Source organism: Amantichitinum ursilacus (assembly GCF_001294205.1).
Lineage (GTDB): Bacteria > Pseudomonadota > Gammaproteobacteria > Burkholderiales > Chitinibacteraceae > Amantichitinum > Amantichitinum ursilacus.
Genome location: NZ_LAQT01000005.1, coordinates 31,413 through 45,107 on the forward strand (window position 1 = coordinate 31,413; position 13,695 = coordinate 45,107).

16 protein-coding genes are annotated in these 13,695 nt (G+C 60.3%); 14 read left to right on the forward strand and 2 right to left on the reverse strand.

The genetic code is table 11. From position 1 onward, the window contains the following. Nucleotides 1-57 precede the first annotated feature (57 nt). Nucleotides 58-912 (reverse strand): YicC/YloC family endoribonuclease, encoded by an 855-nt coding sequence (locus tag WG78_RS07530; protein WP_308417194.1) that lies wholly within the window; start codon nucleotides 910-912, stop codon nucleotides 58-60. 209 nt (nucleotides 913-1,121) lie between these two features. Here WG78_RS07530 and WG78_RS07535 point away from each other — a divergent pair, with 209 nt between their 5' ends. From WG78_RS07535 to WG78_RS07600, 14 genes are all read left to right on the forward strand, one after another. Next, a complete protein-coding gene (locus WG78_RS07535) occupies nucleotides 1,122-2,090 on the forward strand; it encodes a serine/threonine protein kinase (protein ID WP_053937193.1) in 969 nt (322 codons plus the stop codon). Further along, entirely contained in the window at nucleotides 2,087-2,998 is a 912-nt protein-coding gene (locus WG78_RS07540; RefSeq protein WP_053937194.1) for a PP2C family protein-serine/threonine phosphatase, read from the forward strand. The genes WG78_RS07535 and WG78_RS07540 overlap by 4 nt, the downstream gene beginning before the upstream one ends. A 100-nt stretch (nucleotides 2,999-3,098) precedes the next feature. Next, on the forward strand, nucleotides 3,099-3,815 hold the full coding sequence (rph, locus tag WG78_RS07545; RefSeq protein WP_053937195.1) for a ribonuclease PH: 717 nt from the start codon (nucleotides 3,099-3,101) through the stop codon (nucleotides 3,813-3,815). A 184-nt stretch (nucleotides 3,816-3,999) separates the two neighbouring features. Next, entirely contained in the window at nucleotides 4,000-5,052 is a 1,053-nt protein-coding gene (dusA, locus tag WG78_RS07550; protein ID WP_269082654.1) for a tRNA dihydrouridine(20/20a) synthase DusA, read from the forward strand. A gap of 104 nt (nucleotides 5,053-5,156) precedes the next feature. Continuing rightward, nucleotides 5,157-5,750, forward strand: a complete 594-nt coding sequence (rdgB, locus tag WG78_RS07555; RefSeq protein ID WP_053937197.1) for an RdgB/HAM1 family non-canonical purine NTP pyrophosphatase — start codon at nucleotides 5,157-5,159, stop codon at nucleotides 5,748-5,750. A 3-nt stretch (nucleotides 5,751-5,753) separates the two neighbouring features. Next, nucleotides 5,754-5,975: a hypothetical protein gene (locus tag WG78_RS07560; protein WP_053937198.1), complete on the forward strand. Its 222-nt coding sequence runs from the start codon at nucleotides 5,754-5,756 to the stop codon at nucleotides 5,973-5,975. A 23-nt stretch (nucleotides 5,976-5,998) separates the two neighbouring features. Beyond that, the gene (locus WG78_RS07565) at nucleotides 5,999-6,742 is read left to right on the forward strand and encodes a metallophosphoesterase family protein (RefSeq protein WP_053937199.1); all 744 of its coding nucleotides are present in this window, start codon (nucleotides 5,999-6,001) and stop codon (nucleotides 6,740-6,742) included. Nucleotides 6,743-6,802: 60 nt separating this feature from the next. Next, on the forward strand, nucleotides 6,803-7,996 hold the full coding sequence (gene hemW, locus WG78_RS07570) for a radical SAM family heme chaperone HemW (RefSeq protein WP_201782391.1): 1,194 nt from the start codon (nucleotides 6,803-6,805) through the stop codon (nucleotides 7,994-7,996). Between the two features lie 57 nt (nucleotides 7,997-8,053). After that, nucleotides 8,054-8,785 (forward strand): aspartate/glutamate racemase family protein, encoded by a 732-nt coding sequence (locus WG78_RS07575; protein WP_308417195.1) that lies wholly within the window; start codon nucleotides 8,054-8,056, stop codon nucleotides 8,783-8,785. Nucleotides 8,786-8,877: 92 nt separating this feature from the next. Then, on the forward strand, nucleotides 8,878-9,261 hold the full coding sequence (locus WG78_RS07580) for a Rid family detoxifying hydrolase (RefSeq protein ID WP_053937200.1): 384 nt from the start codon (nucleotides 8,878-8,880) through the stop codon (nucleotides 9,259-9,261). A gap of 32 nt (nucleotides 9,262-9,293) precedes the next feature. Continuing rightward, a complete protein-coding gene (locus tag WG78_RS07585) occupies nucleotides 9,294-9,707 on the forward strand; it encodes a CoA-binding protein (RefSeq protein WP_053937201.1) in 414 nt (137 codons plus the stop codon). Nucleotides 9,708-9,774: 67 nt separating this feature from the next. Then, nucleotides 9,775-10,605, forward strand: coding sequence for a diaminopimelate epimerase (gene dapF, locus WG78_RS07590; RefSeq protein ID WP_053937202.1), 831 nt, complete (start codon nucleotides 9,775-9,777; stop codon nucleotides 10,603-10,605). A gap of 39 nt (nucleotides 10,606-10,644) precedes the next feature. Further along, on the forward strand, nucleotides 10,645-11,334 hold the full coding sequence (locus WG78_RS07595; RefSeq protein ID WP_053937203.1) for a DUF484 family protein: 690 nt from the start codon (nucleotides 10,645-10,647) through the stop codon (nucleotides 11,332-11,334). Between the two features lie 5 nt (nucleotides 11,335-11,339). Further along, the gene (locus WG78_RS07600) at nucleotides 11,340-12,227 is read left to right on the forward strand and encodes a tyrosine recombinase XerC (protein WP_053937204.1); all 888 of its coding nucleotides are present in this window, start codon (nucleotides 11,340-11,342) and stop codon (nucleotides 12,225-12,227) included. A 48-nt stretch (nucleotides 12,228-12,275) separates the two neighbouring features. On the opposite strand, the gene WG78_RS07605 is transcribed toward WG78_RS07600, so the two are convergent. Continuing rightward, the gene (locus tag WG78_RS07605) at nucleotides 12,276-13,610 is read right to left on the reverse strand and encodes a DUF6445 family protein (protein WP_053937205.1); all 1,335 of its coding nucleotides are present in this window, start codon (nucleotides 13,608-13,610) and stop codon (nucleotides 12,276-12,278) included. Nucleotides 13,611-13,695 lie beyond the last annotated feature (85 nt).

The following is a 13,695-nucleotide window of genomic DNA, read 5'->3' on the forward strand; positions in this document are numbered from 1 at the left end:
TAAAAAACCCCGCACCGGCGGGGTTGATTCGCGTTGCCGAATACGTGCGTGGCGCGCTTATTCCAGATTCTGGATTTGCTCGCGCATTTGTTCGATCAACACTTTCAGCGCCATCGAAGCGCGGCTGGTCTCCACCGACACCGATTTCGAGCCCAGCGTGTTGGCTTCGCGGTTCAGTTCCTGCATCAAGAAATCCAGCCGTTTGCCGACTGCGCCGCCTTTATCCAGAATGCGCCGCACTTCTTCCACGTGGGCCGACAGGCGCGACAGCTCTTCGTCCACATCAATTTTCTGCGCAAACATCACGATTTCCTGGCGCACGCGGTCGTCATCCAGCGTGCCCATCGCTTCCAGAAAACGCGCTTTCAGGCGTGCTTCGTAGTCTTCCACCAGCTGCGGCACACGCGGTTTGACCTCGGCCACAATCTGTTCCATGCCCGCTACGCGCTCCAGCAAATGCGCTTTCAGCTTCTCGCCTTCGCGGCCACGGCTGGCGGTAAAGTCTTTGATCACTTCCACCAGCAAGCTCAGACAGGCTTCGCCCAGCTCTTCGGCTTGCGGCGCCGCCTGGGTCAGTACGCCCGGCCAGCGCAGCAGTTCGCCCAGCTTCAGGTCGCCGCTTTCGGGTGCCAGCGCCTTGGCCGCATTGGCTGCGGCAATCAAGGCCTGCAGCAGCGGCTGATCCAGTTTCAGTTCACCCACGCTGCCGGCATTGGCATTAAAGCCCACGCGGCATTCCACCTTGCCGCGCGCCACGCCGCCGGTGATTTTCTCGCGCATGGCGCCTTCAAATGCGCGGAATTCTTCGGGGCAGCGCACAGTCAGGTCGAGAAAACGATGGTTGACCGCGCGCAGTTCAACGGTCAGGGTGCCGGCGGGCAATTCGCGTTGCGCGACAGAAAAACCGGTCATGCTGAAAATCATTTCAAATCCTTGTGGGGCAATGCAGGGCGGGCAGAAGTGTTGTCGGATCACGACACAATCCGCGCCCTGACGAGAATGTATGACCGGTCAGCCCAATGCCACGGCCGCCGCGCCAATTCTCGTAAGCATCGCTATTTACTTTAGATAGGGGGCCACTCACAATGCGCGGCAGAGCATGAGTATAACTAATCCCCCGGATGACAACGCCCAGTAATCAACCGCTGGCTCGCGGCTACCAGTTACAGAACTATACGATTGCCAAGCTGTTGTCCGCTGGCGGTTTCAGTATTGTCTATCTGGCGCATGACGAGAACGACTATCCCGTCGCCATTAAAGAATACCTGCCTAATTCGCTGGTATTGCGACGGGAAGGCACGCAAGTACAAGCGACCAGTGAAGAAAACCTGGCGCTGTTTCGGCACGGCCTTAAATGCTTCTTTGAAGAAGGCAAAACGCTGGCGCATATCTCGCATCCCAATATCGTGCGTGTGCGCAATTTCTTTCGCGGCAATGACACCGTGTATATGGTCATGGAATACGAACGTGGCCGCACATTGCAAAAAGAAATCCAGCTCAAGCATGACCGCGAAGGCGTTGACGAAAAACTGATCCGGCACGTGTTCTATCACCTGTTAAATGGCCTGCGCGAAGTCCATTTAAACAAGCTGCTGCATCTGGATATCAAGCCCGCCAATATCTATATCCGCAAAGACGGCTCACCGGTATTGCTGGACTTTGGCTCGGCGCGCCAGGCATTAACGGCCGAACATTCCAAGCTGGCCCCGATGTATACGCCCGGCTTTGCCGCGCCCGAGCAATACGGCAAAAAAGAACCGCTGGGCCCGTGGACCGATATCTACGGCGTGGGCGCCACCATGTACGCCTGCCTGGCCGGCACCGCGCCACCCGCCGCCGACCAACGGCTTAAGGAAGACAAACTGGTTAATCTGACGGAGCGTTACGGCGATCGCTATTCGCCCGAACTGCTGTCGTTGATTGATCGATGTTTGAAGATGGACCAGGATTTGCGCCCGCAAAGCGTGCATCAGGTTCAAAAACAATTGCTGCAACCGGGCTCGCCGCCTGCGCGCAAACGTACTTTGATGAACCAGTTGCGTCGCACCTGGCAAACCTTGACCACCAAGCCCGCACGGGTAAGCGAATGAAATTCAGCGTCTACCAGGACAGCCGCACCGGCGGCCGTAAATACAATCAGGATCGCGTCGGCTATTCCTATAGCCGCGATGCGCTATTACTGGTGCTGGCCGATGGCATGGGTGGGCATTTGCATGGTGAAGTCGCGGCGCAAATTGCGGTTGAACTGGTCACCGATCAATTCCAGAAAAAAGCCCAGCCCGCTTTATCCAACCCGTCGCAGTTTTTAACCGACGCGTTTTTGCGTGCGCATGAAGCCATTTACCATTACGCGGCCAATCATCAATTGGTGGAGATTCCGCGCACCACCTGCGTGGCGTGTGTCATTCAGGATGGCATTGCGTATTGGGCGCACGCGGGCGATTCACGCCTGTATCTGATGCGCCAACGTCGCGTGCTGGCGCAAACGGTGGACCATTCCAAAGTGCGCAAGCTGCTGGACGACGGCAAGATCACTGCTGAAGAAGCCGCCGTGCACCCGGAAAAAAACAAGATTTACAGCTGCCTGGGTGGCTCGTATCCGCCCGAAATCGATGTGGGCGGCAAGATTGCCTTGTCAGATGCCGATGTCATTCTGCTGTGTACTGACGGCTTCTGGGCCAGCGTCACGGAAGACGACATGACGCAGTTCCTCAGCGCCTTTCCGGTGTTGTTTGCCGTGCCGCAACTGATGGATCGCGCCGAGCTGACAGGTGGCAAATTTGGTGACAACCTCACCGCGCTGGCGATCAACTGGCACGAAGAAGATGACGCGGGCGCGTCCAGCACCTCGTTTATCTCGACGCAAAAGCTGGAGCAATCCACCATCGCCACCCACGTCGATGGCATGCATCTCAAAAAGTCCGAAGAAATTACCGAAGACGACATCGAAAAAGCGATTGCCGAAATCCAGTCGGCCATCTCTCGCTACAGCAAATAATGCGACGACATTGTGCCGGGTGCGCTGCCCGGCACCGCCGCCATGCAGGCCCGCCGCAACGCGTATAATCGCCGGCTTCTACCGCAATAAGGCCAGCATCATGCGCGCATCCAACCGTCCCGCCGACCAACTTCGCCCCGTGCGCATTACGCGCCAGTTTACCCGCCACGCTGAAGGCAGCGTGCTGGTGGAGTTTGGCGAAACCAAAGTGATTTGCACCGCCTCCGTCGAAGAAGCTGTGCCCAGCTTTCTAAAAGGCAAGGGCCAGGGTTGGGTCACCGCCGAATACGGCATGCTGCCGCGCTCCACCCACAGCCGCATGCGTCGCGAAGCCGCCCAGGGCAAGCAATCGGGCCGCACTCAGGAAATCCAGCGCCTGATCGGCCGCAGCCTGCGCGCCGTGGTCGATCTGGCCAAACTGGGCGAACGTCAGATCGTGATCGACTGCGACGTCATCCAGGCCGACGGCGGCACCCGCACCGCCAGCATCACCGGCGCTTTTGTGGCGCTCACCGACGCCATCAACGGCCTGATCGCCGACGGCAAGCTGACTGAGAGCCCGATCCGTGAACACATCGCCGCCATCTCGGTGGGCGTGGTGGGCGACACCCCGGTGCTGGATCTGGACTATCCGGAAGACTCCGCCTGCGAAACCGACATGAACGTGGTCATGACCGGCTCGGGCCACTTTGTCGAAATCCAGGGCACGGCCGAAGGCGTACCCTTCAGCCGCGCTGAAATGAACGCGCTGCTGGATCTGGCAGAGAAAGGCATCAAGGAATTGATTGCGCTGCAGAAGACCGCGCTGGCGGGTTGAGCCCCAACGCCTGTTTAAATAGCGGGCTGACCACGGCCCGCTATTTTTATGCGCGCACCGGTTTGCGCCCAAGCGCCGGGCCCGGCCTTTTAACCGGCCGGTTTGACCGCCCCACCCCGCGGATAAGACAATACCGCCCTTTCCGCTTTCTGCCCCGCTGGTTTCGGGCGCGCAAGGACCTCGTTTGAATTCCGCAGCAAAACAACCGGTTACGCCCTCCCGTCGCTACTGCATCGCACCGATGCTCGACTGGACCGACCGCTACTATCGCTACTTTGCCCGCACGCTGTCGCAGCATGCCTGGCTGTACACCGAGATGGTGAACACCGGTGCCATCATCCATGGCGACAAGATGCGGCATTTGCGTTTTGACGACATCGAGAATCCGCTGGCGCTGCAGTTGGGCGGCTCCGAGCCCGCTGATCTGGCGCGTTGCGCGCGTATCGCCGAAGACTGGGGCTATGACGAGGTCAACCTTAACGTCGGTTGCCCATCCGAGCGCGTGCAGTCCGGCAGCTTTGGCGCGTGTTTGATGGCCGAGCCCACGCTGGTGTCCGATGGCGTCAAAGCCATGCGCGACGCGGTGCGCAATATCGATGTCACCGTCAAACACCGCATCGGCATCGACCAGGTGGAGGAATACAGCTACGTGCGCGATTTTGTCGGGCAAGTGGCCGAGGCCGGCTGCCAGACCTTTATCGTGCATGCGCGCAACGCCATTCTTAAGGGCCTGTCGCCCAAAGAAAATCGCGAAGTGCCGCCGCTTAAATATGATTTTGTGTATCAGCTCAAGCATGATTTCCCGCATCTGGAAATCATCATCAACGGCGGCATTACCAGCCATGAAGCCGGTCTGGCGCATTTGCAGCATGTGGATGGCGTGATGATTGGCCGCGAGGCGTATCACAATCCGTTTAGCCTCGCGCAGGTGGATGAGCTGTATTACGGCGCCGCGCCTTCCGCGATTACGCGTGATCAGGCCATGTTGGCGATGCGTCCGTTTATCGAGGCCGAACTCAAAGCCGGCACGCCGTTGCGCTTTATCACCCGCCATGTGCTGGGTCTGTATCAGGGCGTGTATGGCGCGCGTAACTGGCGGCGCATGCTGTCCGACGCCAAATTGCTGAAGAACGCGGACTGGCGTTTGATTGAGCAAGCGATGCGTGAAGTGGCGCCGCGCGAGCCCCAGCCCGCAGAGGCCATCGCCCACGCCGCCACCGCGCCGCTGGCCGAATAAGCCGCCCCGCCTGGTGACACCCGCCCCGATAAAGCGCGAAAATGCCGCCTGCGGCTTTCGCGCTTTTTTCCTTTCGGCCCCGCCACACTGGATGCATCCCACCTATGCAACGCATCGTTCTCGCCAGCAATAACGCAGGCAAAGTCCGTGAATTCCAACGCTTGTTCGCACCGCTCGAACTCCAGATCGTGCCGCAAGGCGAACTCGGCGTGCCCGAGGCCGAAGAACCGTATTTCACCTTCATCGAAAATGCGCTGACCAAGGCGCGCCACGCCGCGCGCATCACCGGCTTGCCCGCGCTGGCCGACGATTCCGGCATTTGCGTGGCGGCGCTCGGCGGCGCGCCCGGCGTGTTGTCGGCGCGTTATGCCGGGGAACCCAAATCCGATGCGGCTAATAACAAAAAAGTGCTGGCGGATATGGCCAACCAGTCCGATCGGCGCGCCTGGTATTACGCCGCGCTGGTGCTGGTGCGCCACGCCGATGATCCGCAACCGGTGATCGCCGACGGCAGCCTGCACGGCGTGCTGCTGAATGCGCCGCGTGGCGAAGGCGGCTTTGGTTACGACCCGCTGTTTTATATTCCCGAACTCGATCGTACCGTGGCCCAGTTGTCCGTCGATGAAAAAGGCCCCATCTCGCATCGAGGCAAGGCACTGGCCGTGCTGATTGAAAAATTGCGTCAGGAAGGTTTTTAAGCGATGAGTGATGAAAAGCGTTGGGCGATTTATCGGCGCGATGATGGCAGCGTGGTGTCGTGCACCGAGAAAGTGAAGGTGATGAACGAAAACCTCGATGAAATCGCTCAGCAAATGCAGGATGCGCTCGAAGACGGGCTGTTGATGGAAGTCTCCGAGAACCAGATGCGCGAACTCCTGCACCAGATGGTCGACCGGCTGGCCAACCCGTGGGCGGGCCGCTGACTGTCGTCCGGCAGGAGGCAAACATGAAGTTCGCACTGGTTTCGGATATCCACGGCAATCTGCCCGCGCTGGAAGCCGTGTTGCGCGACGTGCACCGGCGCGGCGTCAGCACGGTGGTCAACCTGGGCGATAGTTTGTCCGGTCCGCTGTGGCCGCTGGAAACCGCAGAATTTTTGATGCGCCAGCCGTGGATCCATCTGGCGGGCAATCACGAACGTCAGTTGCTGGATTTCGACCCGGCGCGACGTGGCCCGTCCGATGTATATGCGCACAGCCAGTTAACGCCCGCAGTCTTTAAATGGCTGGCGTCGCTGCCACCAACCGCGTGGCTGGGCCCGCAGGTGTTGTTGTGCCACGGCACGCCGCACAGCGATCTGCATTATTTGCTGGAAACCGTGGAGCCCGGCGGCGTGCGTCTGGCCAAGCCCGGCGAGATCAGCGAACGCCTGGGCGACACCGATGCGCATCTGATTGCCTGTGGCCATACCCATGTGCCGCGGGTGGTCAGTACAGCGCGCGGCCAGCTGATTGTTAACCCCGGTAGCGTGGGCTTGCCCGCGTATGACGACGACCAGCCGCATTTTCATCTGATTGAAAACGGCAGCCCGTATGCGCGCTATGCCATTTGCGAATGTATCGAGCACGCCTGGCACGCCGAATTACTGGCTGTGCCGTATGACCACGCCAAAGCGGCGGCCGCTGCCAGCGCGCGTAATCGTCCGGACTGGGCGCACGCCTTGCTGACCGGCTATATGCCGCCGCTGTGATTGCGCTGGAATCCTCCGCCCCTTATTCACCCGCTGTACCGCAAAAGCTGAACCCGCCCCATGCAATCCATTTCGATGCCCGTTTCCAGCAGCACCTGGCAGATGACCGCACTGCCGCCGCTAGCGCTGTATATTCACTTTCCGTGGTGCGTTAAAAAGTGTCCGTACTGCGATTTCAATTCGCACACGCTGCGCGAAGGCGTGCCGGAGGCGCAATACATCGACGCGCTATTACGCGATCTGGAAACCTGTCTGCCGCTGACCTGGGGCCGCCAGGTCAGCACCATTTTTATGGGCGGCGGCACACCCAGCCTGTTCTCGGCAGAAGCGATGGAGCAATTGCTGGCGGGCATCCGGGCGCGCGTACGCTTGCAACCCGATGCTGAAATCACCATGGAAGCCAACCCCGGCACGTTTGAGGCGGACAAATTTGCCGGCTATCGCGCCGCTGGCATCAACCGGCTTTCGATTGGCATCCAGAGCTTTAATGCGGGCCATCTGCAGGCCTTGGGCCGCATCCATAACGATGACGAAGCGCATAAGGCCATCGAAATCGCCAAGCGCCATTTCGATAACTTCAACCTCGACATCATGTATGCCTTGCCGCAGCAAACGCTGGCACAGGCGCTCAGCGATATCGATACCGCTATTGCCGCGGGCCCCACGCATTTGTCCGCCTACCATTTAACGCTGGAACCCAACACGCTGTTCCATCGCTATCCACCGGCCTTGCCCGACGACGACACCGCCGCCGATATGCAAGAAGCCATCGAACAACATCTGGCTAGCGCCGGCTTTGAACATTACGAGACCAGCGCCTTCTGCCGCCCGGGCCGCCAGGCTAAGCACAACCTTAATTACTGGAAATTTGGCGATTACATCGGCATCGGCGCGGGCGCGCACGGCAAGATCAGTTTTCACGATCGCATCATCCGCCAGATGCGCTACAAGCAGCCCGGCGAATATCTGGCGCAAATGGCCGCGGGCAATGCGGTGCAAACCGAAGAACCAGTGACGCTGGAGCAACTGCCGTTTGAGTTCATGCTCAACGCGCTGCGCCTGGTGGATGGCTTTGATCTGGATTTGTTTACCCAACGCACCGGCTTGCCGTTAACACGCGTGATCCACGAAATCGAACGCGCCACGGCCGATGGCTTGCTGGAGCGCGACCCCAACGACCTGCACCGCATCCGCCCCACCCTGCGCGGCCAGCGCTTTCTCAATACCTTGCTGGAGCGCTTCCTACCCGATTGAGCGCAGCCCCGGCGTGCCCAAACGCGCGTTTCCGTGGCAGGATAAGCCGTCATCCACATGGACCACGTCTTTATGCGCACGCTAGGCCTTCTGGGCGGTATGAGTTGGGAATCCACGGTCAGCTATTACCAGACCATCAATCGCATTGTCGGCCAGCGTCTGGGCGCCGTGCACAGCGCGCGGCTGTTGCTGCATTCAGTGGATTTTGCCGATATCGAAACACTGCAACGCAGCGGGCAGTGGGATGAAGCGGGCGCGCTGCTCGCTGCGGCGGCCGTCAAGCTGCAAGCGGCCGGTGCCGAAGGCCTGGTGATTTGCGCCAACACCATGCACAAAGTGGCGCCCATTATCGAAGCCGCTATCGATATCCCGCTGCTGCATATCGCCGATTGCACCGCCGCCGCCGTGGCCCAAGCCGGGCTGGTCAAGCTGGGTTTGCTGGGCACACGCTATACGATGGAACAGGATTTTCTGCACAAGCCGCTGCGCGAAAATGGTTTGCAGATTCTGGTGCCGGATGAAGACGGTCGCGACGTCGTGCATCGCATCATTTATGACGAACTGGTCAAAGGCATCATCGAGCCCACCTCGCGCGCCATCTATCAACAAGAGATCGCCACGCTGACTTTGCAAGGCGCGGAAGGCATCATCCTGGGTTGCACCGAAATCGGTTTGTTGCTGACCCAGGCCGATAGCGCGCTGCCGTTGTTTGATACCGCGCAGTTGCATGCCGAATACGCCGCACGCTGGATGTTGCGCGAGGTTAGCGCGCCCGCCACGGCGATATAGCCTGTCGCCGTTTCCATACGACGAATGCGCCGGGTAAACTGCCTGCTTCTGATCGCTAATCCTTATTTATTCGCACCAAGCCGGAGCCCACCATGAGCAAGACCATCATCCATAGCGACGCCGCCCCCAAAGCCGTCGGCCCGTATTCGCAAGCCGTGCGCGTGGGCGACACCGTGTATTTGTCCGGCCAGATCGGTCTGGACCCGGTCAGCAATGTCTTGGTGGATGGGTTTGAAGCGCAGGCGCATCAGGTGTTCAAAAATCTGCGCGCGGTGGCGCAAGCGGCCGGTGGTGATTTGTCCGATATCGTCAAACTGGGCGTATTTGTCACTGACCTGGCCAACTTTGCCCGCCTTAACGAAATCATGACCGAGTATTTCAGCGAGCCCTTCCCCGCCCGCGCCGCCATCCAGGCCGCCGCATTGCCCAAAGGCGCGGTGGTAGAAGCCGATGCCGTGCTGGTGCTCAGCCGTTAATTTGCCGCGTTAACTCATCCCCGGAGCCCACCATGTTCCGCAATCCGTCCGATGCAGAAATCCGCGCGCTGTTGCAGCGCGTGCACCGTATTGCCGTGGTGGGCCTGTCGCCCAAGCCGGATCGCCCCAGCTACGGCGTGTCGCAAGTGATGCAACGCGCGGGTTATCAGATTGTGCCGGTGCGGCCGCTGGTGGCCGAGGTACTGGGCGAGCAGGCCTATCCCGATCTGTCCAGCATTCCCGGTCCGGTGGATCTGGTTAACGTGTTCCGTCGCGCCGAAGAAATCGACGCGGTGGTGGACGAAGCCATCGCCATTAAAGCGCCGGCGATCTGGATCCAGCTGGGCATCGTTAACGAAGCCGCGGCGCAACGCGCCCAGGACGCCGGGCTGGTGGTGGTGATGGACCGGTGTATCAAGATCGACTATGCCCGGCTGCTTGCCTAGCCGTCGCGCGCAAGACACGGCATAGTTCATACAGATTGTTCTTATTTTCAGGCGACGTTACCCAGCCATGACGCTTTCGTTTACCAAAATGCAGGGCCTCGGCAACGACTTTATCGTGCTCGATGGCATTAACCAGCCGTTTACGCTCACCCCGGAGCAAATCCGGCAGTTGGGCGATCGCCATTTTGGCATCGGCTTTGACCAGCTATTGCTGGTGGAAAAGCCAACCGACCCGGCCCACGATTTCCGCTATCGCATCTTTAATAACGACGGTGGCGAAGTGGAGCAATGCGGCAACGGCGCGCGCTGTTTTGTGCGTTATGTCACCGAGCGCGGCCTGACCGACAAAACCGAAATCTCGGTGGAAGTGGCCACCGGCATCATCAAGCCCAGGCTGGAGGCCAATGGCCTCGTCACCGTCGATATGGGTGAACCGCGCTTTGCGCCGCGCCAGATTCCGTTTGTGGCCGACGAAGATCAGATCGAACATTCGCTGCAAGTGGGCGACGAAACCGTCAGCGTCAGCGTGGTGTCGATGGGCAACCCGCATGCGGTGCAAGTGCTGGCCGATATCGATGATGGCGTGGTCGAACGCCAGGGCCCGTTGATTGAATACCATCCGCGGTTTCCGGCGCGCGTTAACGCGGGCTTTATGCAGGTTCTGTCGCGCAATGCCGTGCGTTTGCGGGTGTTTGAACGCGGCGTGGGCGAAACCATTGCGTGTGGCACCGGCGCTTGCGCGGCGGTGGTCAGCGGCATCCGCCGTGGTCTGCTGGATGAAACCGTCACCGTTACCACGCGCGGCGGCAACGTCGATATCACCTGGCGCGGCCCCGGCCAGCCGGTGCTGATGACCGGCTCGGCCGTCACGGTTTTCCAGGGCACTGTAGAAATCTGAACAAGCGCCCCAGCGCGCAGACCTAACCAGGAACACACCATGCAAGCGCATGAGGTAATGACGTGGTTGCAAAGCAACCCGGGCTTTTTTGACGATTACGCCGACGAAGTCGCCGATATCTTTGTGCCGCACAGCCACCATGGCCAGGCGGTTTCGCTGGCCGAGCGCCAGTTGCAAACGCTGCGCGACAAGAATCGTGCGCTGGAAGTGCGTCTGGGCGAGCTGCTGCAATTTGGTGAAGAAAACGACGTCATCTCGGACATGCTGCACGGCCTGACGGTAAGCCTGATGCAGGCCGATGACCTCGGCAGCATTATCGGCACGCTGGAATACCATCTGAAAGAACGCTTTCTGGTGCCGCATGTGGCGCTGCGGTTGTGGCTCCCCACTGCTGACCGCCATCTGCGCGAATTTGCCCCGGTGGCCGAGGCCGTGCACAAACTGGCCGCCAATCTGGTGTCGCCGTATTGCGGCCCGTATGTGACGGATGAAGTGACGGCCTGGTTTGAAGACGAAGGCGTCGAGTTGCGTTCGTTTGCGCTGTTTGCGCTTAAAACCGGCGAAGAACCGTTTGGCATTATGGTGATGGCCAGCCCGGACGCCGAGCGCTTCTATCCCGATATGGGCACGCTATATCTGCAGCGCCTGTCCGAGCTGGTGTCCGCCGCAGTGCGCCGCGTGGTGCCGCATGCCACGGCGGGCATCCCCGTCGCGGCTGCGGACGAATAAACCTCATGCACGAAGAATTGCTGGCCCGCTTTGATCGCTACCTGAGCGGCGAACGCGGCGCCAGCCTGCACACGCGCGCAGCCTATACGCGCGATGTGCGTCTGCTGTTTGAACTGGCCGGCGAGCGCGATCTGGCCACATTGGGCCCGCTGGAAATCCGCGCTTTTGTGCGGCAACTGGCCTCGCGCAATCTGTCCGCTTATACGATAGGGCGCGCGCTCTCGGCCTGGCGCACGTTCTTCAAGCTGATGACGCGTGATCTGGCCTGGGCCGCCAATCCGGCCGCCAGCGTGCGTTCACCCAAAAAACGCCAGCGCTTACCCAAAACCATGAGCACCGACAGCGCGGCGGGTTTACTCGACCATTTGCCCGAAGACGATGCGATTTCGGCGCGCGATAAAGCCATTTGCGAGCTGGCGTATTCGTCGGGATTGCGCGTGTCCGAGTTGGTGAGCATTACGCTGCCGGAACTTGATTTGCGCAGCGGGCTGGCGCGTGTGACCGGCAAGGGCAATAAAACGCGCCAGGTGCCCATCGGCAGCAAAGCAATCGAGGCGCTGCAGCACTGGCTCACCTATCGCGGGCTATGGGCGTCGCCCGATTGCGCCACGGTGTTTGTCAGCAAGCTGGGTAAAGGTCTGACCACGCGCGCCGTACAAGCGCGGCTTAAAACGTGGGAAGAACGGCTGGGGCTCACCGAACCGTTGTTTCCGCACAAATTGCGCCACAGCTGCGCCACCCATTTGCTGCAAAGCTCGGGCGATTTGCGCGCGGTGCAGGAATTGCTGGGCCACCAGAATCTATCGACCACCCAGGTCTATACGCACCTGGACTGGCAAGTGCTGGCCAAAACCTACGACAGCGCCCACCCGCGCGCCAAACGCAAGCCGTAGCCACGCAACGCAACATTGATCAAATTTGCGTCGAGCCGGGCGCAGCCATCAAACCACATCAAAGAAAAACAACTGCACCAGTCGCCCATCCTGCATGGTCGAGCCAAACACATTGCTCAGCGAGTGGTAGTAATCGCCGCGATACGTCACCAGCCGGTTGGATTGCATCGGCAGCTCGGCAGTCGGCGTCCACGTCGCGCGGCGGGCGGCCAGTTCGTTAAACGGCTGGCTGCGGTCGTTGGATAAACAGCGCGCGTGGAAATCCGCCAGGCCTTCGTAGCCCGCCGCGGCCAGCTCGCTATCCAGCGGGCGCTTTTGCCAGCCGGTTTCCTGGTGCCGCCAGAACATGGTGCCGCCATGGCAATGCTCGGGCGCATTCAGATACAACACGGCGGCGTAGCAGCGGCTGCCATCTTCGGCTTCGTTATCGATGTGGATATCGGTGCGCGCTTCCGATTCGGCAAAGCTGACCCGAAACGCACCGTTATCCGGCGACGACCATTTAACAGTGCGGCCCAGCACATTGGCCAACAACTGCATGGTGGCTTCGGCCGGTTGGCCTTCGGTCTGCACACCGGGGTAGTTCTGGCCCGCATACACCTGGGCGTGGAATTGCTGCGATAACGCATGTTCGCGCCATGCCACCGGGTCGGCGATGACGTTATCAATCACATGCAGATCGCGTTCGGCCACAAATTGCGCCAGCTGTGCGTCATCCATATCGGCTTTTAAGTCAGTCGCCGACAACGTGGTCTCCACCGGCTTGACGCCGGCTTGCGGACGCGCAAAACCGACGCGGAATTTGCCTTCGTCTTCCGGCTTCAGCATGCGCGCACGGGCGGCAAATTCGGTGGCGATTTCGACCTGGTCCAGCTCATAGGCCAGCGCCACAATGCGCTCGGCCAGCGCAAAGTCTTCCGTCGCCAGCCGCCCGGTGCTTAACAACACCTCCAGCGCGGCCGGGGCGTCGGGCTTGGTCAGCAAATGTTCGGCGTAGCCAAGCGCGTACAGCGCATCGGCCGGGGCGATTTCGTGGGCGCGATAAAAATGCGTGGCCGCGGCAAACGGGTCATGCGGGCGCAGAAACTGCGCGGTATTGAAATGGAATTCGGCATGGTCGGGCGCCAGCGCCAGCGACTTTTGCAACAAGGCCGCACCCACCGCCCCCTGCCCCATGCTGGCCAGCGCCAGCCCTTGATAATGGATGGCTTCAGCGTGGTCGGGCTTGATGGTCAGCGCTTTTTGATAAAGCGCCAGCGCATCGGCCAGCCGCCCTTGGCGATGCACCTGCAAACCTTGTACCACCACTTGTTGCGCGCGCTCTGCGGGGCCGGTGGCGACCGCGACATTGCCTGCGGCCAGTTTGCGTTTCTTCTCACCCATGTGATGACCTTGTGCCGTAAGGCGCTGTTCTGCAAAACGCCCATTCTGCTAAGACTGGACGCACCAGTCCATCCACAAAGCACCC

Coding starts and splice junctions, on each gene's coding strand:
- WG78_RS07565 (WP_053937199.1), top strand. CDS start 5,999: ATGAAGTTCGCACTGGTTTCGGATATCCACGGCAATCTGCCCGCGCTG.
- WG78_RS07605 (WP_053937205.1), bottom strand. CDS start 13,610: ATGGGTGAGAAGAAACGCAAACTGGCCGCAGGCAATGTCGCGGTCGCC.
- hemW (WP_201782391.1), top strand. CDS start 6,803: ATGCAATCCATTTCGATGCCCGTTTCCAGCAGCACCTGGCAGATGACC.
- WG78_RS07535 (WP_053937193.1), top strand. CDS start 1,122: ATGACAACGCCCAGTAATCAACCGCTGGCTCGCGGCTACCAGTTACAG.
- WG78_RS07530 (WP_308417194.1), bottom strand. CDS start 912: ATGACCGGTTTTTCTGTCGCGCAACGCGAATTGCCCGCCGGCACCCTG.
- WG78_RS07575 (WP_308417195.1), top strand. CDS start 8,054: ATGGACCACGTCTTTATGCGCACGCTAGGCCTTCTGGGCGGTATGAGT.
- rdgB (WP_053937197.1), top strand. CDS start 5,157: ATGCAACGCATCGTTCTCGCCAGCAATAACGCAGGCAAAGTCCGTGAA.
- WG78_RS07560 (WP_053937198.1), top strand. CDS start 5,754: ATGAGTGATGAAAAGCGTTGGGCGATTTATCGGCGCGATGATGGCAGC.
- dapF (WP_053937202.1), top strand. CDS start 9,775: ATGACGCTTTCGTTTACCAAAATGCAGGGCCTCGGCAACGACTTTATC.
- rph (WP_053937195.1), top strand. CDS start 3,099: ATGCGCGCATCCAACCGTCCCGCCGACCAACTTCGCCCCGTGCGCATT.
- WG78_RS07595 (WP_053937203.1), top strand. CDS start 10,645: ATGCAAGCGCATGAGGTAATGACGTGGTTGCAAAGCAACCCGGGCTTT.
- WG78_RS07600 (WP_053937204.1), top strand. CDS start 11,340: ATGCACGAAGAATTGCTGGCCCGCTTTGATCGCTACCTGAGCGGCGAA.
- WG78_RS07580 (WP_053937200.1), top strand. CDS start 8,878: ATGAGCAAGACCATCATCCATAGCGACGCCGCCCCCAAAGCCGTCGGC.
- WG78_RS07540 (WP_053937194.1), top strand. CDS start 2,087: ATGAAATTCAGCGTCTACCAGGACAGCCGCACCGGCGGCCGTAAATAC.
- WG78_RS07585 (WP_053937201.1), top strand. CDS start 9,294: ATGTTCCGCAATCCGTCCGATGCAGAAATCCGCGCGCTGTTGCAGCGC.